The organism is Pseudomonas sp. NPDC087346, from assembly GCF_044744235.1.
Classification (GTDB): Bacteria; Pseudomonadota; Gammaproteobacteria; order Pseudomonadales; family Pseudomonadaceae; genus Aquipseudomonas.
The window spans coordinates 125965-150430 of sequence record NZ_JBIUXX010000010.1 but is presented as its reverse complement, the minus strand read 5'-3'; the positions used below and the strand labels follow the sequence as shown (position 1 = coordinate 150430).

25 protein-coding genes and 1 riboswitch are annotated in these 24466 nt (G+C 60.4%); of the genes, 4 read left to right on the top strand and 21 right to left on the bottom strand.

The window, feature by feature from the left end; genetic code table 11:
* Positions 1-19 precede the first annotated feature (19 nt).
* Together ACIOZM_RS09300 and ACIOZM_RS09295 are read right to left on the bottom strand one after the other, a co-directional pair.
* Positions 20-1726, bottom strand: a complete 1707-nt coding sequence (locus tag ACIOZM_RS09300; RefSeq protein WP_401212392.1) for a ShlB/FhaC/HecB family hemolysin secretion/activation protein — start codon at positions 1724-1726, stop codon at positions 20-22.
* A 92-nt stretch (positions 1727-1818) separates the two neighbouring features.
* Positions 1819-2268, bottom strand: a complete 450-nt coding sequence (locus tag ACIOZM_RS09295; protein ID WP_401212389.1) for a winged helix-turn-helix transcriptional regulator — start codon at positions 2266-2268, stop codon at positions 1819-1821.
* Between the two features lie 197 nt (positions 2269-2465).
* On the opposite strand from ACIOZM_RS09295, the gene ACIOZM_RS09290 reads away from it, so the two are divergent.
* Positions 2466-3284 carry an alpha/beta fold hydrolase gene (locus ACIOZM_RS09290; protein ID WP_401212386.1) on the top strand — a complete coding sequence of 273 codons (819 nt, stop codon included), beginning with the start codon at positions 2466-2468 and terminating at the stop codon, positions 3282-3284.
* Between the two features lie 29 nt (positions 3285-3313).
* Here ACIOZM_RS09290 and ACIOZM_RS09285 read toward each other — a convergent pair whose 3' ends face one another.
* From ACIOZM_RS09285 to ACIOZM_RS09265, 5 genes are read right to left on the bottom strand one after another with little or no spacing between them, the layout of a single operon-like run.
* Positions 3314-5341: an LTA synthase family protein gene (locus ACIOZM_RS09285; RefSeq protein ID WP_401212383.1), complete on the bottom strand. Its 2028-nt coding sequence runs from the start codon at positions 5339-5341 to the stop codon at positions 3314-3316.
* Positions 5342-5363: 22 nt separating this feature from the next.
* Positions 5364-5975, bottom strand: a complete 612-nt coding sequence (locus ACIOZM_RS09280; RefSeq protein WP_401212380.1) for a hypothetical protein — start codon at positions 5973-5975, stop codon at positions 5364-5366.
* Entirely contained in the window at positions 5975-7270 is a 1296-nt protein-coding gene (locus ACIOZM_RS09275) for an exo-alpha-sialidase (protein ID WP_401212377.1), read from the bottom strand. The genes ACIOZM_RS09280 and ACIOZM_RS09275 overlap by 1 nt, the downstream gene beginning before the upstream one ends.
* Positions 7271-7320: 50 nt before the next feature.
* A complete protein-coding gene (locus ACIOZM_RS09270; protein ID WP_401212374.1) occupies positions 7321-7866 on the bottom strand; it encodes a cytochrome b/b6 domain-containing protein in 546 nt (181 codons plus the stop codon).
* Positions 7866-8132: a PepSY domain-containing protein gene (locus tag ACIOZM_RS09265; protein WP_401212371.1), complete on the bottom strand. Its 267-nt coding sequence runs from the start codon at positions 8130-8132 to the stop codon at positions 7866-7868. The genes ACIOZM_RS09270 and ACIOZM_RS09265 overlap by 1 nt, the downstream gene beginning before the upstream one ends.
* Before the next feature lie 171 nt (positions 8133-8303).
* Between ACIOZM_RS09265 and ACIOZM_RS09260 the strand changes: the two genes are divergently transcribed.
* The 3 genes from ACIOZM_RS09260 (at position 8304) to mntP (ending at position 11271) form a co-directional block, all read left to right on the top strand.
* A complete protein-coding gene (locus tag ACIOZM_RS09260) occupies positions 8304-8966 on the top strand; it encodes a response regulator (RefSeq protein WP_401212368.1) in 663 nt (220 codons plus the stop codon).
* Positions 8963-10339 (top strand): ATP-binding protein, encoded by a 1377-nt coding sequence (locus ACIOZM_RS09255; RefSeq protein WP_401212365.1) that lies wholly within the window; start codon positions 8963-8965, stop codon positions 10337-10339. Before ACIOZM_RS09260 ends, ACIOZM_RS09255 begins: the two co-directional genes overlap by 4 nt.
* A 191-nt stretch (positions 10340-10530) precedes the next feature.
* Positions 10531-10700: riboswitch (yybP-ykoY riboswitch) on the top strand.
* A 7-nt stretch (positions 10701-10707) separates the two neighbouring features.
* Complete coding sequence (mntP, locus tag ACIOZM_RS09250) at positions 10708-11271, top strand: manganese efflux pump MntP (protein WP_401212362.1); 564 nt, start codon at positions 10708-10710, stop codon at positions 11269-11271.
* A gap of 2 nt (positions 11272-11273) precedes the next feature.
* Here the strand turns inward: mntP and ACIOZM_RS09245 are convergent, their stop codons facing one another.
* The 14 genes from ACIOZM_RS09245 to ACIOZM_RS09180 form a co-directional block, all read right to left on the bottom strand.
* The gene (locus ACIOZM_RS09245) at positions 11274-11990 is read right to left on the bottom strand and encodes a DUF72 domain-containing protein (RefSeq protein ID WP_401212359.1); all 717 of its coding nucleotides are present in this window, start codon (positions 11988-11990) and stop codon (positions 11274-11276) included.
* A complete protein-coding gene (locus ACIOZM_RS09240) occupies positions 11987-12418 on the bottom strand; it encodes a DNA methylase (protein WP_401212356.1) in 432 nt (143 codons plus the stop codon). Before ACIOZM_RS09240 ends, ACIOZM_RS09245 begins: the two co-directional genes overlap by 4 nt.
* Positions 12419-12517: 99 nt before the next feature.
* Entirely contained in the window at positions 12518-12775 is a 258-nt protein-coding gene (locus tag ACIOZM_RS09235; RefSeq protein WP_401212353.1) for a hypothetical protein, read from the bottom strand.
* A 2-nt stretch (positions 12776-12777) separates the two neighbouring features.
* The gene (locus ACIOZM_RS09230) at positions 12778-13419 is read right to left on the bottom strand and encodes a cytochrome c oxidase subunit 3 (protein ID WP_401212350.1); all 642 of its coding nucleotides are present in this window, start codon (positions 13417-13419) and stop codon (positions 12778-12780) included.
* A complete protein-coding gene (locus ACIOZM_RS09225) occupies positions 13406-15004 on the bottom strand; it encodes a cbb3-type cytochrome c oxidase subunit I (protein ID WP_401212347.1) in 1599 nt (532 codons plus the stop codon). The genes ACIOZM_RS09230 and ACIOZM_RS09225 overlap by 14 nt, the downstream gene beginning before the upstream one ends.
* Positions 15001-15945 (bottom strand): cytochrome c oxidase subunit II, encoded by a 945-nt coding sequence (coxB, locus tag ACIOZM_RS09220; protein WP_401212344.1) that lies wholly within the window; start codon positions 15943-15945, stop codon positions 15001-15003. Before coxB ends, ACIOZM_RS09225 begins: the two co-directional genes overlap by 4 nt.
* The gene (locus ACIOZM_RS09215; protein ID WP_401212341.1) at positions 15942-16736 is read right to left on the bottom strand and encodes an SCO family protein; all 795 of its coding nucleotides are present in this window, start codon (positions 16734-16736) and stop codon (positions 15942-15944) included. Before ACIOZM_RS09215 ends, coxB begins: the two co-directional genes overlap by 4 nt.
* Positions 16726-17112 (bottom strand): hypothetical protein, encoded by a 387-nt coding sequence (locus ACIOZM_RS09210; protein ID WP_401212338.1) that lies wholly within the window; start codon positions 17110-17112, stop codon positions 16726-16728. Before ACIOZM_RS09210 ends, ACIOZM_RS09215 begins: the two co-directional genes overlap by 11 nt.
* Entirely contained in the window at positions 17102-18106 is a 1005-nt protein-coding gene (locus tag ACIOZM_RS09205) for a hypothetical protein (RefSeq protein ID WP_401212335.1), read from the bottom strand. Before ACIOZM_RS09205 ends, ACIOZM_RS09210 begins: the two co-directional genes overlap by 11 nt.
* Positions 18106-18636: a c-type cytochrome gene (locus ACIOZM_RS09200; RefSeq protein ID WP_401212332.1), complete on the bottom strand. Its 531-nt coding sequence runs from the start codon at positions 18634-18636 to the stop codon at positions 18106-18108. Before ACIOZM_RS09200 ends, ACIOZM_RS09205 begins: the two co-directional genes overlap by 1 nt.
* Positions 18633-19157: a DUF3341 domain-containing protein gene (locus ACIOZM_RS09195; protein WP_401212329.1), complete on the bottom strand. Its 525-nt coding sequence runs from the start codon at positions 19155-19157 to the stop codon at positions 18633-18635. The genes ACIOZM_RS09200 and ACIOZM_RS09195 overlap by 4 nt, the downstream gene beginning before the upstream one ends.
* Entirely contained in the window at positions 19150-20523 is a 1374-nt protein-coding gene (gene nrfD / locus ACIOZM_RS09190; RefSeq protein ID WP_401212326.1) for an NrfD/PsrC family molybdoenzyme membrane anchor subunit, read from the bottom strand. Before nrfD ends, ACIOZM_RS09195 begins: the two co-directional genes overlap by 8 nt.
* A complete protein-coding gene (locus ACIOZM_RS09185; protein WP_401212323.1) occupies positions 20504-23419 on the bottom strand; it encodes a TAT-variant-translocated molybdopterin oxidoreductase in 2916 nt (971 codons plus the stop codon). The genes nrfD and ACIOZM_RS09185 overlap by 20 nt, the downstream gene beginning before the upstream one ends.
* Positions 23416-24072, bottom strand: coding sequence for a cytochrome c3 family protein (locus ACIOZM_RS09180; protein WP_401212320.1), 657 nt, complete (start codon positions 24070-24072; stop codon positions 23416-23418). Before ACIOZM_RS09180 ends, ACIOZM_RS09185 begins: the two co-directional genes overlap by 4 nt.
* Positions 24073-24466 lie beyond the last annotated feature (394 nt).

Genomic DNA, 24466 nt, shown 5'->3' with positions numbered 1-24466 from the left:
TGGTCTCTGGAAATAAGTTTTAGAGGAAGAAATCCAGACGGAAATAGATCGGTGCTTCACGCTCGGTGAGCGCGTCCGGTCTTTCCAGAGAGTGGGCAAACGTCACGCTGGCGGCGACGTGTTGGCCACGGGCAAACAACTCCAGCGAGTTGCTCGACATGCGTCCGTGCTGATTGCCGTTGTAGCGACCGTTCTCGATCACGCCCTGGTCGTAACCGAGGCTGCTGCCGTATTCGGCAAATACCGGTTGCAGCCATTCGAGGGTAACCGGACGCGACCAGCGCAGGTCGTTGCGCCAGTAGCCGCCGCTGTCGCCGGACAGCGATTGATCCTTGTAACCACGAATGGAAGACGACCCGCCGAGGCTGGTGCGTTGCGAGCTGAACAGCACGTCTTCGCTGTGCTGGCCGGTCATCAGGCTACTGAAGCTGAAGGACTCGCCCAGTACTTTGAACGGTTGCAGATAGCTCAGGGTTGCGGTGTATTTACGATAGCGCGCGTCCGGTTCGCCGGGGCCCGGATCGTGGCTGCCCTGCGCATCGAATGCGCCGATGCCCTGCTGCATGCCGGCGTCGAAGTTGACGAAGGCACTGCCGATGCGTCGACCATGGTTGAAACCGAACTGCGCTTCGCTGATGCGGTTACTGCTCAGTTTGAGTTTGCTGTCTTCGATGTAGGCGTTGGTGCGCAGGTACGACAGACCGGTGCTGAGCGAGGTCTTGCTGACCGAGTCACGGTAGATCACCCGCTCGGCGCGCACTTGATGGTTTTCGCTATCGCCGGTCTGCTTGAAGTTGTAGCCGTTGGCAGCGATCTGTGAGCGGTACTCGCTCTGGCTGTAGCTGTAGTTGAAATTCCACCAGCCCCACGGCACGTTGTAATTGAGCATGGCGTTGTTGGAGGTGTGCTGGTGATCGGTCATCGCATCGTGACCGCCGCGCAGGTTCAACTGATCAGCCAGGCCCAACGGGCTATCCCAATCGAACGTCGTGCCCCACTGTTGCTCACCGGTGCTGCGCTGGCCGTCGTTGCTGCGCGACAACCCGGCTCGCCACGGCTTCTGCGGGGAGTTGGTGACCAACACCTCGCTGCCGCCGACGTTCTTGCCCGGCGCCAGCTCCATTTTGGCCTGATTGGATGGCAAGCGATTGAGCTGATCGACCATCTGCTCGATCTCGCGCAGGTTGACCAGCTCACCGGTCGTACCCGGAAACGCCATCGCCAGTTCGCGCTTCGAGAGCTTGCTGTTCTCGGCGCCCTTCATGCCTTCAAGCTTGCCCTCGACCACCAACACTTTCAGATGTCCGCCGGACAAATCCTGTTGCGGCAGGTACGCACGGCTGGTGACCAGACCTTTTTCGATGTAATGGTCAGTGATGACTTTCAACAGTTCGTTGAGCTGCGGCACACCCAGACACTGATTGATGTACGGCTTCAGCAGGCGCGTTTTATCACTGTCGGAAAGACTGTCAGCGCCCTTGAGCTCGATGTCCTTGATCTCGAAACAGCGAGTATCGGTCGGGGCCACCGGTTGCGCCGGCTTGGCTTCTTTGCCGGGCAGATCCTTGAGCTCTTCGAGACGCCGCTGTTGCTCTTCGAGCAAGCGATTCTGGCGTTCACGGATCAGGTCGGTTTCACCGGGGGTGGGTGCAGCAACTGCAGACTGGAGCGGAGAAAGGCACAGCAAAGCCAGGCACAACCTCGCCGCAAGGGCGGGTGAGTACATGTTCGATCCCTCGAGACGGAGAATGACATCAAAATAGTGGCGCGATATTAGATGGCCATCATTTTGACGTCAAACATATGTTTAACCGTCTGTCAGTGTTTAACACCCAGTTGGGTAGCGACTTCTTGCGGCGCCAACTGGCGGCCATCAGCGGACAACAGCTCTAGCTTGCGGATCGGCTGGCGTTTTTGCGCATCAACCATGACCGAACCGGGCTCGCCGGGCTCGTACATAAACTCTCCACCCCATTGCGACAGCGCGACGATTACGGTCTGCAACGCCTTGCCCTTCTCGGTCAGCACGTACTCTTTGTAGGCGCTGCCGTCAGATGCTGGCACCAGTTGCAGAATCTCCTGCTCGACCAAGCCCTTGAGCCGGGTGCTGAGCATGTTTTTCGCAATCTCCAGGCTTTTCTGGAAATCATTGAAACGACGGATGCCATCCAGCGCATCGCGAATGATCAGCAACGACCACCAGTCGCCGATCAGATCCAGCGTCCGGGCAATCGGGCAGGCATTGCCTTGCAGGCTTTTGCGCTTCACGTCGTGTTACTCCGTTGAAAAGTATTGGCCAGACCTTTATCAGCTATAAGGCCTCGCGGTTGCATCTTACAACTGCAACCTGCGTAAAGGACAACGCAGCAACCCAGCACTTGCGTACAAGTTGTCGAGCCGATTTACGCGGATAGTCAATCGCGCCACTTCGGCACTCGACCGCACCCCCTACGCAAGGAGTTTCCATGAGCACATTCACCACGCAAGACGGCACCGAGATCTATTACAAGGATTGGGGCAGCGGCAAACCGGTGCTGTTTAGTCACGGCTGGCCACTGGACGCCGATATGTGGGAATACCAGATGGAATACCTGAGCAGCCGTGGCTACCGCACGATTGCTTTCGACCGCCGTGGTTTCGGTCGCTCCGACCAGCCATGGACCGGTTACGACTACGACACTTTCGCCGATGACATCGCTGGGCTGATCAATCACCTCGACCTGCGCGACGTGACGCTGGTCGGTTTCTCCATGGGCGGCGGCGACGTCAGCCGCTACATCGCCCGCCACGGCAGTGAACGCGTTGCCGGTCTGGTATTGCTCGGCGCGGTGACGCCGCTGTTCGGCAAGAAACCGGACTTCGCCCAAGGCGTCGACAAGTCGGTGTTCGACGGGATCAAGGCCGGCCTGCTGAAGGATCGCGCGCAATTCATCGCCGACTTCGCCGCACCGTTCTATGGCACCAATCAGGGCCAGAAAGTCTCCGATGGCGTGTTGACCCAGACCCTGAACGTCGCCCTGCTCGCCTCGCTCAAAGGTACCGTGGATTGCGTCACCGCGTTCTCGGAAACCGACTTCCGCCCGGACATGACCAAGATCGACGTGCCGACGTTGGTGATCCACGGTGACGGCGATCAGATCGTGCCGTTCGAAACCACCGGCAAACTGGCCGCCGCGCAAATCAAGGGTGCTGAGCTGAAAGTCTACGCCGGTGCGCCCCACGGTTTTGCGGTGACGCACGCCGAAGCACTGAATGAGGATTTACTGGCCTTCCTCAACCGCTGAGATACAGCGCTGGCCGGATTTGCATCCGGTCAGCGAACGTTTCGATAGAGCATCAACCGCGCACTTTCATGCAGCCCGCGGGTCAGTTCCAGCAAGCGCTGAAACTCCTGCGGATGCTGCGCGGCGACGTCATCCAGCGGCGTGTTCGACGCCAGGTCATGCATTGTCGGAGAGCTGCCGTCGTGCTGCATTTGCAGCAGGTGGTTTTGGGTGACGCCGCCGATCAGCGGGAAAGTCCCTTCGCGCAACACCAGCGGCACCACTCGCTCACCTTCCGGGGCTGGCTGCTGAATATCCCGTCCCATCGCGCCTTGAGTGAAGGCGACACCGGCCATGCCGGCCACCGTTGGCAGCAGGTCTGCGAGGCCTACGGCTTCATCGATCACCCGCGGTTTGAGCAGACCCGGCGCGTGGATCAGCATCGGCACATGATTGCTTTCCAGCCCCAATTGTTCGAAGGCCGGCGGCATGTGCGGGATCTGGCTGATGCGGGTGTTGTGGTCGCCGAAGAACACGAAAATCGTGTTGTCGTAGTAACCGCCCGCCTTGGCCATTTCCATCAACTTGCCGATGTTGAAGTCGAGCAGGCGCACTGCGTTGTATTGCTCGACGCTGCGTGAACCGGCGGCCTGAACCTGTTCCAGCGACAATTTGCTGACCTCAAAGCCGTCATTGTCCTTGGGAATGGTGAACGGCCGATGGTTGCCCGAGGTTTGCATATAGGCGAAGAACGGCCGGTTCTTAGGCAGGTCACGCAAAATCCGGTCGCCTTCCTTGAACAGATCCAGATCGGAAATGCCCCAGACATCAACCCGTGGCGAACGCCAGTCGCGCTCTTCATAGAGGCGCACGCCGTCGATGCTTTGTTGAATCAACGCATTGATATTGGCCCAACCGGCATTGCCGCCGATCATGTAGAGCTTCTGGTATTCGGTGAAGTCGTTGATCACCGTGTGCTGACGAGTAATCAGCGGATGGCGGGTGGCGGTCTCCTGGCGGGTGACGTCGGGCACGCCAGTGATACTCGCCCAAACGGTTTTCGCGGTGCCCGTGACCGGCACATAGAAGTGCTTGAAGAGCCAGCTCTCGGTGGCCAGACGATCAAGGTTCGGCGTCGGGTTCAACGGATTTCCATATGCGCCGACGGCACTGGTGCCCAGGGATTCGAGCATGACGAACATCACGTTCGGCGCACCCGCCACTTGATACGGCTGCGCAGCTTGATGGCGCGCAAAAGTCAGGGTCTGCGGATCAGGTTGATCGACGCCAAGATACCGCGCGACAACCGGATAATGCTCGCGCACCTGCGCTTCATCGAACTGAGCCTGTCCCGCCTTGAGCGTGTCGTAGAGAAACAGCACCGGATTGAGCCCGACCGCAGCAATCTGCGCATTGCCGGAAAAGAACGCATCGCTCCAGCGCAACGGCACCGGGTTTTCCAGATTGAGGTTGTCCACTCGGCCCAACAAGGCCAGCAACACAACGACGAATCCCAGGCTGCTACCGACTACCAGCGAGGTGCGGCGGATGACCTTCGGCTCGCGTGCCAGCGTCAGGCGTTCCAGCTGCAAAAACCCGTAGAACCACAGGCCGAGAACCGCCAGCCAGCCGAGCACGATCCACAGCACCGGGTAGGTTTCCCAAACCATCTGCTGCGAGATCTGCGCATCCTCCAGATAGCGTAAAACCGTCGCATTGATCCGTACGCCAAGGTAGGCGTAATGGCCGAAATCGATGATGTACACCAGCCCGACAACGCCCAGTGCCAGCAGCCAGTAGCACCGCGCCACAGTGCGCAACAACGGCACCCGCGTCAGGTTCCAGCGCGGCAGCCACGCCAGTATTGCCAATGGCAACATCAGTAACAGCGCCAGCCGCAGATCAAAGCGCAGGCCGATGCCGAGGGTTTCGCGCAGTTGCGGATTGGAGGCAAGTTGCGCGACATCGATGCCGGAAAAGCCCAGCACAAATGCCAGCCTGAGCAAGGCAAACAGCAAAAATGCCAAGCCCGCCGCGCCCACGCCATAGCGCAGACGTCGTGATTGCAACCAGCCCATCGTTGACCTCAGTGTCAGTGGATTAAAGAGAAGGTGCCGCGACGGCCGGTGCGCTGCGAAAGCGCTGCCAGACTGTCTGGATCACAAGCGAGATGCCGGCCAACAGGCAGTAACCCACCAGCAGCGGATCGATCAGGTAATCCCAATAATTTTCCGAAGCTTTGAGGCGCAAGGCGAAGGCCAGCGTGCCGAGCGCGAGCATCCACACCGCCAGCGCATTGCGCAGCCACAACAGCGCCAATGCAGCCAAGCCGATGCACACAATCATCGGCCGTGGATTGAAGCCCCAGCGATACGGATCGACATAGGTCAGGCCCATCGTCGCCGGGTACAGCACCGCCGCCAGCAGCACAAACAAGCCCAGCAATTGAGCGCGTTTGAGCGCCGGCAGCGGCTTGACCACACCCAGTCGCAATAGGCTGGCCCAGCCCAACAGCACCAGCGTGGTGATCGCCAGATCGTCGGTAAAACTGCGCACGTAAGCCGCCAGCGGCAGATCATTAACCGAGATAAAACTGACCAGCGCCAACGCTGGCAACAGCCACGGACGCCAGCGCCGGGTAAAGCCGAAGGAGCCCAGCAGAACAAAACCGAGCAGGATGAAACTCAAATGGGCTTGCCAGAGAAACAGCATTACAGGCGCTCCGCCAACCAGGCATCGTTGAAGCTGACATGTTTGATAAAGGTGTTATTCCACGAATACACCAAGTGATAGAGACCATCGGTGCCACGGCTGAAGTACGGGTACTCGTACTCGAAATCACAGCCTCGCGGCTTGCACACGCGGTAGTCCAGATTGCTCAGGAAACGTTGTTCCAGCGGCAAGCGCCGAGCGCCGCTGGAGGCGCGAAAGCCTTCACCGATGATTGCCTTGTAGGCTTGCGGCGAGAACGGCTGACCGAGTGGATCGGGAGACTGATCAAGGTCGATCACACTGCGCCAGTGTTCAAGATTGGCATCGGTGCCGTACAGGCTGAGTTTGAAGCGTCCGTCCTGCAGATCGTTGAGCGCCACCAACAAACCGTCATCGTCAGTACCGACCGCCGCCAGTGACGAGTTGGGATTGGCCGGTTCCAGTGGATACGGCTCGCTCCAGGTTTGCCCGGCGTCTTCGGTGCGGCTGGCCAATACGCGGTGATGGGTCTCGCCGGCATAACGCAACATCGCCACGGCGCGGCGACCGTCGAGCGGCACGATGGTGGGTTGCAACGAGTGCTTGCCCCGGCTGATGCGGAATTTGTCGATCACCTGACCGTCCGCGCTCAGGTACAGGTATTCGGCAAATTTGCCCATGAATTCGTGGTACACCGGCAAGCCAATCGAGCCATCGGCATGGAACACCGGCGCGGCGCGCACCAGGGTGCTGATGTTGAAAAATGGCGAGGTAATCAATTGTCTTGGCGTCGACCAGTTGCGGCCAAAGTCATCAGAGACCATCACGTTGATCGCACTGGTAGCCCAGCCGCCCACGGACACCGAAACGTAAAACATCCACAGACGCTGATCCGGTGCCAGCGCGATCACCGGATTGCCCAGTTTGCGGATGTAGCGCCGCGTGCCGTCGCGGGTTGATTCGCGGGTCGCCAACACTTGTTCGGCGCCCCACTCGCCGCTGCCGGAATCGAAGCGTGCGGTACGGATCTGTACATCCGCCGCGCCCTCACGCGAACCGGCAAACCACGCGGCCATCAGATCACCGCCGGGCAGCGCAGTGACGGAAGATGAATGGACAAAATCCTTGAGTTCGGAAGACACGAAACGGCTGTTGTACAGCGGCTCCGGCGCTTGCAGCGAAGCATCAACCGACGGCGTCGCCAACGCGAAAGGCGCCAGCACATGCTCCGGATGACTGCGCCAGGCAGCCACAAAAATCAGGCTCAGCGCCAGGCTACCGGCGATGAATTTCAAGCGAAAGGACAACGCGCGCATAGTCAGCTCATGGCAAATGCAGGATGGAAAACAGCGGAAAAACATCCTTGTCAGCGCGTCGTATCGTCCGGTAATCGGCGACGGCGTCCCGTGAGCATCGACAACGGCAAGTTGTCGCGGACCTGAAAGCTTTCAAACACGGCGGCGGCAATGTGGATACACACCAGCGCCAACAAAATATCGGCGGCAGTTTCGTGCACTTGCAGCGGCCAGTCGGCGCCCCACAAGGCATCGACTTCTTCCATGCCCCAGCCGCTGAGCCCTACGGTCAACATCGCCAGCAACATCAGCAGCATCACCAGCGCACCGATCGGCGAGTGCCCGAGACGATGCTCGGGTCGGCCATTAATCAGCGACCGCACGTGCGCCGACAACCTGGTCGGCGTCGGCCAGAAGTCTGACCAGCGCGCACTGCGCGGCCCGACAAATCCCCACAACAGGCGCGCCAGCAGCCAGCCCATGGCGTAATAGCCGAGCCAGACATGCCAGTCATCACCGGCCTCATTGAAAAAGTAGTTGGCGACGAAGACGCCCGCGATGGACAGATGAAACAGCCGCACCACGGGGTCCCACAGTCGCAGGGTGTCGCTCGGCATCAGCCCTTGATCTCGGTCTTGACCGCTTTACCGGTGACCGGATCGTGGTAGATCTCGACTTTGCGTTTGTCCTTGTCGAAGCCGTAGATCTCGTAGCAGTTGCCGTCGGTGACTTTGAATTTGCTGATCTCGTAGCCCTGGGATTTCAGCTGTTCCTGAAACGCCTTCTGGTCCTGCCATTGCGAGCGTTCCGCCGTGGTGCATTGCGGGCCGGCAATCGCCAGTGGGCTTGCAACAATCAGGGACAACAGCAGAAGTTTGCGCATGGAAACACTCTCGCTAGATGAGGAAAGGCCTCACTGTGCAAAACCAAGCTTAGTGAAAGCTTAGTTGGCAACGAGCGGTTACATCTTTCTCGTCGGATGGCCTGCCACGCCTGCTCTCGCAGCGGCATGATGCCGCCGATCCAGCGCCCTATTTCCTACAGAGAACCAGCCATGCGCCTACTTCTGGTCGAAGATGACCGTGCCCTCGGCCAAGGCATCCGGGTCGCCCTCGGCAGCGAAGGCTATACCCTCGACTGGTTGCAGGACGGGGTCAGCGCCTTGCATGCCCTGCGCAGTGAAAGTTTCGATTTGCTGCTGCTCGACCTCGGCCTGCCACGGCTTGATGGTCTGGCGTTGCTGCAACAGTTGCGCGCCGAGCAACTGGACTTGCCGGTGCTGATTCTCACCGCCCGCGACGGCACCGCCGAGCGCATTGCCGGTCTGGATGCCGGCGCCGACGACTACCTGATCAAACCCTTCGATGTCGACGAACTCAAAGCGCGCATTCGGGCCCTGCTGCGGCGCAGTCAGGGCCGTGCGCAACCGGTGCTGGAACATGCCGGCGTGTGCCTCGACCCGGTCAGCCAACAGGTTTCCTGGCAAGGCAACGACGTGGTGGTGACACCGATGGAGTATCAGTTACTTCATCAACTGCTGGCGCGCCCGGGCAAAGTCGTCACCCGCGAACGCCTGTCGCGGGCGCTGTACGGTTGGCAGGAACGCGTCGAGAGCAACACCCTCGAAGTGCTGATCCATAACCTGCGCAAAAAACTCTCGACCGAGTTGATCCGCACCGTGCGCGGCGTCGGTTATGTGCTGGAGCTCAAGCCATGAATTCGATACGCACGCGCATCTTGGTGCCGGTACTGATTCTGCTGTTGATCGGCGATGTGCTGATCAGTTGGCTGGTGCTGCGCGACAGCCACCATGAAATCGAAGAAGTGTATGACGCCCAACTCGCGCAAAGCGCCCGTCTGCTGCAAGGCGTCCTGGCGCAACGCGCACCCGGCGACAACGACTGGGGCCGGTTGTATCAGGCGTTCGACGCAGCCATGAGCCGCGTCGGCGATGGCGAAGCCGCGCACCCTTACGAGACGCGCCTGACGTTTCAGGTCTGGCGCAGCGACGGCCAATTGTTGATGCGCTCTGCCGAGGCACCTGAACTCAAGGAGCCACCGACCACTTTCGGTTCGCATGACTTGATGGAGAACGGCCGCGACTGGTGCGCCTTCCTGCTCAAGGACCCGCAACAGGGCCTGTTGATCTGGGTCGGCGAGCGCGACGACATTCGTCAGGATCTGATCGAGCGCATCGTCGGCCATACCCTGTGGCCGAGCGTGATCGGTGTGCCGCTGCTCGCCGCGCTGATCTGGCTGACCATCGGCTGGGGCTTGCAGCCATTGCGCGCAATGGCACAAAGCATTCGTGGGCGCGACACCGAGACGCTGAAGCCGCTGCACCTCAGCCCCCTGCCCCACGACCTCGAACCGATGCAAACCGCGCTTAATCGCTTGCTGCAGCAGATCGACAATCTGCTGGCGCGGGAACGGCGCTTTATCGCCGACGCCGCCCACGAACTGCGCACGCCGCTGGCGATCCTGCGCATACACGCGCAAAACGCGCAATTGGCCGCCACGCCAGAGCAACGCGAGGAAGCGCTGGAGTTTCTGGTCAGCGCTGTGGATCGCGCCACGCGCATCGCCAGTCAACTGCTGACCATGGCGCGCATCGAGCCACGTCTGGCCAACCCTGACAGAAGCCCGGTGGAACTGACCGCGCTGGTGCGAGAAGAACTGGCTGAACTGGCGCCACTGGCGCTGGAAAAAGACGTCGAACTGATCCTCGACAGCGACCACCATTGCCCGGTGGAAACAGATCCGGTGGCGCTGGCCATTGCCCTGCAGAATCTGGTGACCAACGCGCTGAACTTCGCCCCACCGGGCAGCGAGGTCCGCGTGCAGGTCCAGCCGCAAGCGTCCGGCGCGGTGTACATCAGCGTCGAGGACGCCGGCCCCGGCATCGACGAGCAAGAGTATGCGCGACTGTTCGAGCGTTTCTACAGCCACGGCCACGGCAATGGCGCCGGGCTGGGGCTGGCGATTGTGCAGATGATCGTCGGCAAGATCGGCAGCACGTTGCAGTTGTATAACCTGCCGCAGGGCGGTCTGTGCGCTGAGTTACGGATCAACGAAGCCCAACAATGTTGAGCCTTGACGTCACCTTCGTGGCGAGGGGATTTATCCCCGTTGGGTGCGAAGCGCCCCAGCTTTCCGAAAGTACGGGCCTGCTGCGCAGTCCAACGGGGATAAATCCCCTCGCCACAAAAGCAGATTGAAGTCTGTAAATCAGTATCAGTTTGCGGTTTTAACGAAATTTTCATATTTGCCCGTCTACCATCACGCCCCTCGTTGGGGAGTAGCCTGCTTTCGATTCCGTCGAAAGCGTTCGTATCAACATTCTCGGCAACATGCCGTGGTGCGAACACCTTTTGGTTGGTGAGACCGACGACACATCCATGCCTAAAGTCGGGCGTGTGGTTGTGTCGTTGACTCATAGCCCGACTGGAAGTATTCCCGTGAATCCCGTTTCCCTCATATTCCTCGCTTTGGCCATGTCCACGGATGCGTTCGCAGCCGCCATCGGCAAAGGCTCGAGCCTGCACAAACCACGCCTGCGCGAAGCACTGCGCACCGGTCTGATCTTCGGCGTCATCGAAGCCATCACCCCGATCATCGGCTGGCTGATCGGCCAGGCCGCTACCCGTTGGGTCGCTGAATGGGACCACTGGATCGCCTTCACCCTGCTGCTGATTCTCGGCCTGCACATGATCTACAACGGTCTGAAGCACGAAGAAGAGGAACAGGAAAAACCCGGCAAACACTCCTTCATGGTCCTCGCGGTCACTGCATTTGCGACCAGCATCGACGCCCTCGCCGTCGGCGTTGGTCTGGCGTTTGTCGACGTCAATATCTGGGTTGCGGCGGCGGCCATTGGTCTGGCAACCATGACCATGGTGACCATTGGCGTAATGCTGGGTCGAGTGTTGGGCACTGTCGTCGGCAAGCGTGCGGAAATCGTCGGTGGTGTGGTGCTGATGATCGTCGGCGCGACGATTTTGTATGAGCACTTGGCTGCCTGATATCAGGCCTGAATCAGCTCCGCCAGTGTCAACGCGTTGCCTGACGCGGCGCCACTGGCGGTGTTGTCGAAGATGCACCAGACAGTGGCGCCTTCGGCAGCGGCTGATTGCATGTCTTGCGCCAGCCTTTGCAGATAAGGCACGTCATAAGCGCTGTGATAAATCCGTGGCGAACCGTGCAATCGCCAGTACCTCACGCCCATCCAGCCGCATGCTGAAGAATCAGTGCTGATTCGTGAAGGATCGACCTGCGCCTGAGCAACTCGATAAGCCATCAACATCGGCTCGGCTGCCACCCAGGAGTCATGTCGCGGTTCGAGTATCACTGCCCCATCAAATCGTTGTCGCAGTGCCACGAAAAATCCTTCAACTATCGCCGGATCAAACACCAGCGACGGCGGCAATTGCACCAACAGACAACCCAACCGATTACCCAACCCGCCACACTGGGCAAGAAACTCCTCAAGCGCCTGATCACTCTGGGCCAGACGCAACTCGTGGGTTATCTGCTTCGGCACTTTCACCGCAAAGCGGAAACCCTCCGGCACCGAATCAGCCCATCGCTCATAAGTCTGCCGACGATGCGGGCGATAGAACGAGCTGTTGATCTCCACCCCATTGAACCGCGCGGCATAACGCTGCAGATGCGTGCCCTCTGCCGGAAACTGCGGCCAATACTCTCGCCCCAGACTCCAGCCTGCGCAGCCAATGAAAATCAAAAAAGCACCCTCGCCGCTTCCCGCATAAAGATTTCCACGGTCTTCGGCCCGATGCCTTCGAACTCCGCCAGACGCCGCTCAAAATCCGCTTGGTCAGCACTGGCTTCGACTATGTTGCTGATCTTCCCGGCGTATTCCTCGTTGAGCTTTTTCGCCAGCGCCAGCAAGCGCTCCGCCGTGGTTTCGTCGTAGCGCACGTAATGCGCCTCACCGAGCATGGCGACAAGTTGCCGATGCGTGCAGTTCGCCAGTTTGCGCGGCGTATCACGCTGATGTTTGTCGGCGATGACCCGAAACGCCTCGGCGGCGATCTCGGCCTGAATGCGTTTGCCCATCAGAAAACTCGCGAGCAGCCATTTGAACAGTCCCTCTTCGGTGACGGGATCAAGGCTGATGTGCAGGTCGTGGGCGCTGACGTTTTTGTTCATCGGGCAATCGCTCCCGTCTCTGGAAAAGGCTTGTAATTAAGGCCTGTAAACGCAGGTTGGCGTTCATTTTTTCCGTGAGAACAGTCGATCAATGGCGAGTCAGCGCGTCAGTTGTTCACCAAGAATGAACAGCGCCATGATCCCCAGCCAGCACAGGTACATCCAGCCGAACAGCCGGACCCAGCCGCGATTTCGCGCCAGTCCCAGCCAGAAAATCAGCACCAGCAGAAACTGGATGCACGCGGTGATGATGATCACCCCATTGCGCCACGACCAACCGCTGTTCGCCGCATAGACTTCCAGCGCCAGCAATAGCAACAACAGCGCATAAATCCGCCACGACGATGCCTGCCGCATGTTCAACGCCCCACCAGATAAAGGGTTGGAAACAACAGCAGCCAGATCGCATCGACCAGGTGCCAATACAGCCCGATCATTTCCAGGCGAGTGGCTTGTGCCCGAGGCGTCAAACGCCCTGTCCTGATCCGCCAATACAACCCCGACACCAGCGCGACGGCCACCAGCACATGCACGCCATGCAGGGCGGTGGTGAAGAAATAAACATTCATGAACAGTCTGGCCGAGGGCAATTGCAGCGCCGGCACCGCAGTAAACCCCGGCAGCAGACCTTCGCGATACTCCAGAAAATACTCCAGCCCCTTGCAGGCCAGAAACAACAGACCCAACCCCGCCGCGCCCAGCAGACACGCCATCTGACGGCGCCGTTGCCGGCGTGCATCGGCGGTCAGGGCCAGGTTCATCAACAGGCTGCTGGTCAGCAGAATCAGCGTATTGGTCGTTGCCAACAGGTAATGCAGACCGCGTACTGCCTGCGCCACGCCGTCCGGGTGCTGCCAGCGATAGAACCACGCCACCAGAATCAGGCTGCCGAACATCATCGCTTCGCTGGCAAGGAACAGCCACATACCCAGCCGCGCTGCTTCGCGCTGTTGTGACCAGCCGCTGAATGGCTCGGCCGGTTTTTGCTCAGAGCGGATCACGACGCGCCTCGGGCGAGTAGTCGTAGGCCTCGAAATCGACGGTCACCGGCGCTTCGAAATTGTGCACCGGCGGTGGCGATGGCACGCGCCACTCAAGCCCGGCCGCCTCCCATGGATTCATCAATGCACGCTCGCCCCAACGCAGCGAACCCAGCAAATAAAAGAACGGCAGCACATACGCCAGCGCGAGAATCGACGCGCCAGCGGAGGACAACACATTGAGAAATTGCAGATCAGGATCGTAGCTGTGATAACGCCGGGGCATGCCTAGATAACCAAGCAGGAATTGCGGAAAAAACGTCAGGTTGAAACCACAGAAAATCAGGATCGCGGTAATCTTGCCCCACAGTTGCGAGTACATGCGCCCGGTGATTTTCGGCCACCAGAAATGCAGTGCGCCGAAGTACCCCGCCACCGCTGCGCCGACCATGATGTAGTGGAAATGCGCGACCACAAAATAGGTGTCGTGAGCATGCAGATCAGCCGCAAGCAACGCCAGAAACAGACCGGTCACCCCGCCGATGATGAACAGACCGATAAAGGTCAGGGCAAACAGAAACGGCGCGGTAATGGTCAGATCACTCTTGTACAGGGTCGCGCTCCAGTTGTAGGCCTTGATCGCCGACGGGATCGACACCAGGAAACTCAACAGCGAAAACACCAGGCTGGCGTACATCGACTGCCCGGCGACGAACATGTGATGCCCCCACACCAGAAAACCGATCACCGCGATGGCTACACTGGACCAGGCGACAAATCGATAACCGAAAATCCGTTTGTGCCCTGACGCAGTGATCAGCTCGCTGACAACCCCCATCGCAGGCAGGATCATGATGTACACCGCCGGATGGCTGTAGAACCAGAACAGATGCTGGAACAGCAAGGGATCGCCGCCCAGGTTCGGGTCGAACACACCGATATTGAACAAGTGCTCGGCGGCGACCAATAGCAGCGTGATTGCCAGCACCGGCGTGGCCAGCACGAGGATGATCGAAGTCGCGTACATCGCCCAGATGAACAGCGGCAGGCGCATCCAGGTCATGCCCGGCGCGCGCAGGGTATGCACGGTGACGATGATGTTGATGCCGGTGAATATCGAAGAAAATCCGGCAATGAACACTCCGCAGATCACCGCCACCACATGCCCGTTACTGAACATCGTCGACAGCGGCGTGTAGAAGGTCCAGCCGGTATCGACCCCGCCGAGCAACAGCGCCAACAAGGTGAACAAGCCACCGCCCAGCAGCAGATACCAACTGAACAGGTTCAGGCGCGGGAATGCCATGTCTCGCGCACCGATCATGATCGGCACCAGAAAGTTGCCGAACACGCTGGGAATCGACGGAATCAGAAAGAACCAGACCATGATCACCCCATGCAGGGTAAAGGCACGGTTGTAGCCATCGGCGGTCAGCAGATCGCCCTGCGGCGTGACCAGTTCGATGCGAATCAGGCTCGCGGCCAGACCTCCGACAAAGAAAAAGAAGGTCACGGTGATCATGTACAGCACCGCAATGCGCTTGTGGTCGCGGGTCAGAAACCACGACCACAAACCCTGTTTGTGCAGATAGCTGGGCGAACTCATTGATGCTCCCCGGACGGCGTCGCAGGCAATGAGCGCAGATACGCCAGCAGACGCTGCACCGCCTCTTCGTCCAACAAATTGCTGTAAGTCGGCATGATCGGCAGGTAGCCGGCGACCAATTGTTTTTGCGGAAACATGATGCTGTCACGCAGATAGGCATCATCAGCGGTGACGCGACTGCCATCGGCCAACTGCACCGAACGGTTGAACACCCCGGCCAATGGCGGCGCATTGCCCGAATCGTGACAACTGCCGCAGCCATATTGGCGGTACAGGGTTTGCCCCTGACTGGCGAGATCGGCGGCGCTGCCGTTGGCGGCCAGCCAGTGTTCGTAGTCGCCGGGGTCGAGCACCACCAATCGGGCCAGCATCGCAGCGTGGTCGGTGCCGCAGTATTCGGCGCAATACACTTCATAGGTGCCGGCGTGTTCGGCCTGAAACCAGAGCATGCTGTAGCGCCCCGGCAGCACATCCTGCTTGATCCGCAGGCTGGGAAAAAACAGGCTGTGAATCACGTCCTCGGAAATCATCGTCAGCTTCACCGGGCGCCGCGCCGGGACGTGCAAGGTGTTGATCTCGCGCTGTCCACCTTGATGCTGGAATTTCCACATCCACTGCCGCGCCGTGACCTGTACTTCCAGAGCATCGGCGGGTGGCGTGCGCGCATAGAAAAACAGCCGCGCAGAAAACCCGAAAATCACCAGCGAGCCAATGAATGGCAGGATGATCCAGGCCAGTTCGATCGGCAGATTGCTCTGTGGGCGGTGATCGCGATCGGCCTTGCGCCCGCGACGGTAACGCCAGATAAACAACCAGAGCGCGACGAACACCGGCACCACGAACAGCGCCATCATCCCGGTGAAACCGATCACCAGCCAATCGACGGACGCCGCATAGTCCGAAGCCTGATCCGGCCACAAATGCAGGAAGCGCTCGTTCATGCCTGCCTCCGTCGATCGCGGCGCAATGCCAGGCCAATGAACAGACCCATCCCCAGCGTCGTCGCCACGCCGGCGATTTGCAGCCACAACATGATCCGGCTGTTGTAGGTGCCGCTTTGCGGGTCGTAGTGATAACACAGCAACAGCAACTGCTCGGTGAGCGTTCCGAGCTTGCCCTGCCCGGCTTCAGTCAGCGCCAGGCGCAGATCATCATCCTGATAGCCGAGGCCGTAGAGCCAGCGCGACAGTCGCCCATCGCCGGTCAGCACCGCGACCGCCGAACTGTGCGCGTATTGCTGTTGCTGCGCATCGAAGCGGTATCCAAAACCCAGCGACTGCGCCAGCGCCTGACTGGCTTCGGCGTTTGCGGTCAGCAGATGCAGACCGGGTTCGGTAGCGAGTGTCGGCCAGTGTTGAGTGAGCTTGTCCAGCTCTTCGCGGGCGGCGCTGACGTCCTCGCGAGGATCAAAACTGAAGGCGATCACCTGAAAATCGCGCCCCACTCGATAAGGTTGATGCGCCAACTGACTGAACAGCGTTGAAAGCGCCGCGCCACAGACATTCGGACAGCGGAAGTACAGCGGAATCAGCAATGTCGGGCGGCCATTGAGCAACTCGCCAATGCGCACCGTGCGCCCCTGTTGATCGGTGAACTGCGCCTGCATCGCCACGCTTTCGCCGATTCGCGTGGTATCGATGCCGGCAGCGGAAAACGGGTCGAAATGCTCGGTAGCGCTGACGGGCAGCGCGAGCATCAGTAGCAGCGCAAGAACCAAACGCTCAAGGCCCATTGGCATGCTCCCCGGCGTTGGGCCAACCGCGTTCCAGCAACAGCTGCCGCGCCTGATCCAGCGGCAGATGGACGATGCGCTGTTGCTGGTCAACCCAGCCAAAGCTGTTGAGATGGATACGCTGAGCGTCGAGCTGCCGTTCGCCGTCCTGTCGCGGCCGGGATTGCAAACGCGGTTCGGGCGGCAGCAGGCGCTCACGTTCGAGCGTGCTTAATGACGGCTGTTGCGCTTGACCGCGCTGCTGCTCGCCATGCAGCCACCACGCGATCCCGGTCAGGCACAACGCGACTGCGGCCAGCAATAACGCAAGCATGCTCCAGACCCTCGCGCTATCGACTCGATTGGCTTCGTAGCCGCGCCGCGTTTCAGCTTTCATCGCGCCTCCTCTGCCAGTGCCACCGCCACCAACCGCACAAACCCAGAGCGTAGACGCCCTGGCACAGCAGCGCGATGGCTGCGGCGCCAATGGAAAATTCCGGGAAGATCGACGGCAGGCTGAACCAGATCGACTCAAGCGTTCCCAGCAGCAAAATCGCCACACAACCGCCGACGAGGATGCCGCGCCGGGTGCCCCACGGCGCGGCCAGCCCGAACAGGCACAACAACTGGCCGCCGATCAACAAGCCGCTGAGCACACCCCAACCACCGTTTTCACGCAGGAGATACCACCGGGTTTCGTGTTGCAGATTTACCGACCAGATAATCAGGTACTGCATGAAATGCACGTACGTCCAGAACGCCAGCGCACTGACCAGCAAGCCGCGCAGCACCTGACGTTGCGCAACGGGTAACGGCACGACGTTCCAGCACAGCACACACAGCCCGGCGAATGCCAGCGCAGCCAACAGCTGCCGGGCGATCAACAACAGACCAAACAGGCTGGAAATGAACTCCGCCTGCAACGACATCAGCCAGTCGACCGCCGCTAGACTGGCGAGCAGCGCATACACGATCAGCCCCGGCGCACAGCGCTCGCGGCGCAAGCTCCAGCGTTGCAACAGCAACGCAATGCCTGCGTACAACAGCGTTCGCAAGACAAAAAACCACGGCGACAGCCACACCCCGCGAAAGCCTGATGTATCAGCCTGCATCCACGGATAAATCCATTTCAGCGTCAGCAACACCGGTAATAACATCGGCACCAATAGCAGCAATGCGCTACGCCCCAAACGACTGCCGGGAGCCAGTAGCGTTTGCCAGCGACCTTTGATCAACGGCGTCAGCAGCCCCAACAACAAACAGCCCAGCGCGATATTGCTGGCGTTGATCGCAGCCGCCAACGCCCCGGCGCCGAGCCATTGCGGCTGCCAGATTCCAAGCATCAGTAAACCGATGATCCCGAGGATGGCGAGCAGCGACAGTCGACGCATTACTTGCCCTCCTCGAATGCTTGCTGCAATGCATCGGGCAAGCTGTCCAGCGGCGCGTGCTGACTGAGTTGCAACAGCCGCAGATGGGCGACGATTGCCCAGCGTTGCGCGGGGGGAATGCGTGAGGCGTAACCGGCCATCAGACCTTTACCATCAGCGATGGTCTGCATCAGTTGCGCGTCGCTGAGATTGAGCAGGCGCGCATCGGCCAATGCCGGGGGCGCTGGAAATCCACGCCCGACCACCAAGCCATCGCCCTGCCCGGCCAATCCATGGCAAGGCGTGCAAAAGGTCTGATAAGCGTCCTGACCTTTCGCGAGCAATTCAGCGGTCAGCGGTGGGCGCTGGCCGATGATCGCTTCCTGTTGCAACTGACCACGAGCGACGGTGCCTGCGGGTGGCGTGCGGCTGCTCAAACCGTTTTCGAACAAGGCGCCGGGGCGCTGCGGCTGAATCTTCGCCTGACGCGACATGTCATCGCAGCCGCTGCACGCCAAGGCCAGCAACAGCACCCACGGCCAGCGATTCACGGTTGCACCTCGTGTACATCGAGCGCCCGCTCGGCCAGCCAGGCCCGGGTCAGTTCGGCGTCGAACAGCGGATCGGCGGCATCGATGAACAGAAAGTAGCGGTCATCACTGGCGCCTTCGAAAGCCGCCAGTGCGAACAACGGATGATGCAAGCGCGGCAAACGGCTGCCCCACAACAACGTCAACACCGCCGCCAGCGCAGCTCCCACCACAGCGAACAGAAACGTCACCACCATTATCGACGGCACAGCGATCAACGGGCGGCCGCCGACGTTCAAGGGATAACTCAGCACTGAACCGATCTGCATCCACAACGCCAATGCGATGCCGAGCAACGCACCCACACATGCCACTCGCGGCACCCGGCGTGCCTTTACCGTCAGCAATGGCTCCAGCGCTTCAATGGGGAACGGCGCAAATGCATCGAGACGCCGATAGCCGAAAGCCCGAGCCTGGCGGCTTGCATCGACCAAGGGCTGTACAGCGGCGAATTCGGCGAGCAAGCCGCGCGTGTCATTCATCGCCGCGCTCCTGATGCAGTACCTGCTTGACCTCGAACGCCGAAACCATCGGCACGTAGCGCAGAAACAGGCTGTAGGGCACCAGAAACACGCCGAAGCTGCCGATGAGCAGTGTCCAGTCCCACAGCGTCGGGCTGTACTCGCCCCAACTCGCCAGCAGAAAGTCGTGAGTCTGCGGCGGGATCAGCAGCATGAAACGCTCGGCCCACATGCCCACCAACACCGCCAATGCCACCGCCGCCAAAACCGCCGGACTTCGGCGCATCGACCGCCACCACAACAGTTGCAGCACCCCGACGTTGCAGACCATCGCCAGCCAGTAACTCCAGGCATGCGGGCCGCTGAGGCGGGTCAGCAGAATCTCGATTTCGTGGGCATCGCCGCTGTAGAACGGCATGAACAGATCCGCCAGATAGCCGTAAGCCGTGAGCCAACCGGTAGCCAGCAACAGGCAAGCGAGCATGTCGAGATGGCGCAGGGTGATCAACGCTTCGATGCACAACAGCCAGCGCACGCCGATGGCCAGCAATGCTACCAGCGCAAACCCGGAAAACACTGCACCGGCCACGAAATACGGTGGGAACAGCGTCGAATGCCATCCGCTTTGCGGGCCCATCGTCAGCAGGAACGAGTAGCCGCTGGACACCGCAAACACCAACGGAATCGCCAGGATCGCCAACACTCGGCTGGTGCGCCGCCACAACATCCAGTGCCGCTGCGAACCACGCCAGCCCAACGCCAGCAAGCCGTACAGACGCTGGGCGACGGGGCCTTTGGCGCGGTCGCGAGCGGTGGCGAAATCCGGTATCGCGCCCACCGCGAGAAACAGCAGCGACACCGTCAGGTACGACAGAATCGCGAACATGTCCCAGGCCGTCGGGCTCTTGAACTGCGGCCACAGGCCCATTTCATTCGGGTACGGCATAGTCCAGTAAAACAGCCACGGCCGCCCCAGATGCAGGATCGGATACAGCGCCGCGCAGATCACTGCCATCAGCGTCATCAGTTCTGCCAGTCGATTCAGACTGTTGCGCCATGGCCGTTCGATCAGCAACAGCAAGGCAGAAATGAACGTGCCCGCATGGCCGATGCCCAGCCACCAGATGTAATTGAGGATGCCAAAGCCCCAGTGCACCGGCTGATTATTGCCCCACATGCCAACGCCGTTGGTCAGCAACACCGCAGCGGCGCCGATGTACATCAGCAACAAGGCAATGCCGATACCGAACAGCCAACGCCAGGCCACCCGGTGCGGGAATTTCTGCAAGGGTCCGAACACCTGCTGCGACACTTGCTGATCGGTCAGATCCGGTGGCAGAAAATGCGCGGTGTCATGCAGCAGCGGCTCAGGTTTCATCGCTGGCATCCCCCTCCTCGATCCGCGCCAGATAGCTGGTGCGCGGGCGAGTGCCGAGGGCTTCGAGCAAGCGGTAATGCCGGGGATCACGTCGGCCCTGACTGACCGCGCTGGCGGGGTCGCTGATGTCGCCGAAGCGAATCGCCTGACTCGGGCACGTCTGCTGACATGCAGTCACGACGCTTGCCGGATCGAAGTCATGCGCTTGTTGTTTGTCGTCGATACGTGCGGCACTGATGCGTTGCACGCAGTAGGTGCATTTCTCCATCACACCGCGTGCGCGCACCGTCACTTGCGGATTGCGCTGCGCCTGAATCGACGGCGCAGCGTTGGCGCTCCAGTCCAGCCAGTTGAAGCGCCGCACTTTGTAGGGACAGTAAGACGCACAGGTGCGGGTGCCGATGCAGCGGTTGTAGACCATCTGATTCAGGCCATCGCGGCTGTGCACCGTGGCATTGACCGGGCAACCGGTTTCGCACGGTGCCTGCTCGCAATGCATGCACGGCAACGGTTGAAAGCGTGAGCGCGGAGCGTCCAGCGAGCCCTGGTAATAATGGTCGATGCGCAGCCAGTGCATGCTGCGACCGTTGGCCACCTGTTCGGCACCGACCACAGCGATGTTGTTTTCCGCCTGACACGCGGTGACGCAGGCATTGCAGCCGGTACACAGATCGAGATCGATAACCATGCCCCACTGCGGGCCGCTGTCGGTGGCCGGCGCGTAGAGCGAAACCGGAATCTGCTGCGCCGGCAACTGCGGCGATTGACGCTGGACCACGCGAACCGGTGGTTCTTCATCCTCGGGCAATTGATGATGTGACTGCGTGAACGCCAAGGCATGACGCTCGCCGCTGGCGCGCAGCGAAGCCCCGACAGACAACGTCTCGATAGGTCGTACCGCATAGCCCAGCGCATTGCCGACGCGCCCGGCGTGGCTACGACCATAACCGGCGTACAAGGCAATTACCTGATCAGCCTGTCCGGGTTGCAGCCACGCCGCGCCGCGTATTATCTGCCCGGGCATCAGCACTTCGACGCCGTCACCATTGCGCACACCGATGCGCTCGGCCAGACGCGGCGAAAGGCCGACGACGTTGCTCCAGGTCAGCGTGCTGATCGGTTTGGGCAACTCCTGCAACCAGCCGAGGTTGGCGAATCGGCCGTCCCACACACACGGGTCGGGACGCACCACGGCGTCGAGATCACCGATCTCGTTCAGGTTCAGGTTCAGGTTCAGGTTCAGTTCTACCGCAGCGGCTGGCGGCACTTCGACCGAAATGGCGGCCGGTTCGATCCAGCCATCGGCCAGGGCCTGACGCCATTGCTGTTGTGGGACATGGCGCCAGGTTTCACGGACGAGGCTCAAGGCATCGCTGTCGCCAGAAGTCATCAGCAGCTCGATGACCTGATGCAAGGTGCGGGTCGAATACATCGGCTCGATCAGCGGCTGAACGATGCACGCGCTGCCATCCGCTGCCCGCGCATCGCTCCAGCCGTCGAGTGGATGATTGAGCGGCAAATGCCAGTGACACTGGGCGGCGCTTTCGTCGTAATACAGGCCCGCATGCAGGCGCAGCGGTACTCGCTCGATCATCGCGGCAAAGCCTGGCTCCGGCGCCGAGGTGTACAGCGGATTGCAGTCGAGCAGCCAAAGTTGACTGACATTGCCTTGAGCCAGTTGCTTGCTCAGTTGGTCGAGTGATTCATGAAACTGCCCGGGCTCGTAGCCGAGTAACGGTGGCTTATGCCATTCCAGCGTCTGGCCATGCGCGCCGAGCAGCTGATTAAGGCGCATGACCTGTGCTTGCACATCCTGCGGCGCTTGTTTGCTCAGGCAAATCAGTCCGCGTCCCGGATGCGCCTTGAGGGCCTGCGCCGTCGCGTTGACCCACTGCAACTGCCGCGCACTCAGGCGCGACTGACCATTGATGGTTTCGCCCAATGCCTGACTGAGCGCCAGCACCACGTCCGCCAGCAGTGACGGGGCAATCGCCAGCCTTTTGGTTGCCGCCGCGCCGGTCAGGCTCGGGACACTTTCGGCGACGTAACACAGCGCCGCACCCTGCCCGTGCGCCGCCTGCCTGCGCCGCTCGGCCCAGCCGCGCTGCAACGGAGTCTGATAAGGGCCGCTGCCCAGCGGATCGTCCTCCAGACAGACCAGCACTTCGGCGTTTTGCAAGTTTCGATGAGCGGCCAGCGGTTGCCCGAACACACGCTCGCTGGTACGCAGGGATTCGGTGTCAGCGAACGGTTCGCCGTGGTACAGCCTCGCTTGCGGCCAGCGCTGACGCAGGGTTTCGAGTTGTCGGCCAAGGGTCGGTGAACTGCTGGCGCCGCAAACGATGTGCAGACCTTTGCCGGCGTTGGCATCAAGCAACGCCAACTGCTCGGCCAGTGCCGCACGCACTTGGTCCCAACTGGCTTCACGCCCCTTGAATCGCGGCGACTGCGAGCGGTCAGGGTCGTACAGTTGCAGGATCGCCGCCTGGGTAACGGCATCGCAGGCACCGCCGGACATCGGGTGCTGCGGATTGCCTTCCAGCTTGATCGGGCGTCCGGCGACGGTTTTACCGAGCACCGGTTGCGCGACGCCGGCAAAGGCAATCGCTGTCGCGTACCAAGTGGCGATGCCAGGCGTCAGTTGCTCGGCCTGACGAACGCTCGGCACCGCTTGCTCAGGTGTTTTGCCGCAAGCGGCGAGCCCGGCCATGGCCAACGAAGCAGCCATCAATTGCAGAAAGCGTCGGCGATCCATCAGCGGCGCGCTGCCGGGGAACTCGGCCTCGATCAACGCCTGTCCCTGCGCAGTCGCCGCCAACGCTTCGACGCCACGCCAATACGCCGGGCCTTTGAGCCCGGTGAGTTGTTCACGCAGCGCGGCGAAATCCTGCGATGGGGTGCTCATCGATGGCAGATCCCGCAGTCGGTCAAACCTTGCGGATCAATCTTGCGCTCCTTCATCAAGCGCTCGCCGAGAACGCGACGGTCTTCGTCGGTGTGCCATTGCATCTGCGTCACCTGATCGACCGGGCGCAGGTGCGGCGCCGGATCACGGTGACAGGCCAGACACTGGCCCATGCTCAGTGGCTCGGCCTTGAACATCAGCTGCATGCGATCCACCGCACCGTGGCATTCGCTACACCCAACGCCGGCATTCACATGCACCGCGTGATGGAAATACACGTAATCAGGCAGTTCGACGACGCGCTGCCAATGCAGCGGCTGGTTATCGCTGAGGCTTTTGCGCAGGGGCTCAAGCAGATCGGAATTTTTCCAGATCTGCGAATGGCAGCTCATGCAGGTTTCAGTGGGCGGCAGACTGGCCATCGCGGAGGACTCCACGGAGCTGTGGCAGTAGCGGCAATCGATTTTCAACTCGCCGGCATGGTGGGCATGGCTGAACGGCAACGGCTGCTCGACCACCCAATTACGGCCGGTTCGGTAGTCGGAGCGATCCAGAGCCAATGCCACCAGCAAGCCTCCTGCGAGACCGACAAACAGCATCAGCAGCCCCAGGCGCAGCCAGGTATCGGCCGAGCGGCTGAAAATCTGCGCCATCGCCGGATTCCAATGTTCATGTCCTAAAAGCTATGGCTACGTTTACGCGCAGGAGTTCTTATTTTTTACGCAAATTGATGTCTGTAGGAGCTCACGAGTGAAACGAGGCAGTGATTTTTTGATCTGGCTTATAGACTTTCCATCATCTGTGTTGCTACGAGAAAGCGGCGGGCCGCACTGGCATGAAGCAAGTCGACTGATGCTTGGGGGGAAACGAGAGCCGCGTACAAACTGTTGATCAAATATCACACCAGAGCGTGAGCAATGTTGATCGTTTGCTCACTGATCCAGAACAGCTACCCGCTGTGTTGTGTACGGGCGAAGGTATACGCCTCTTGGGCTAGAGCTTCGGCGCAACTAAGGTAAAACGTGGCGTGTTTAATGGCGTCGAGTG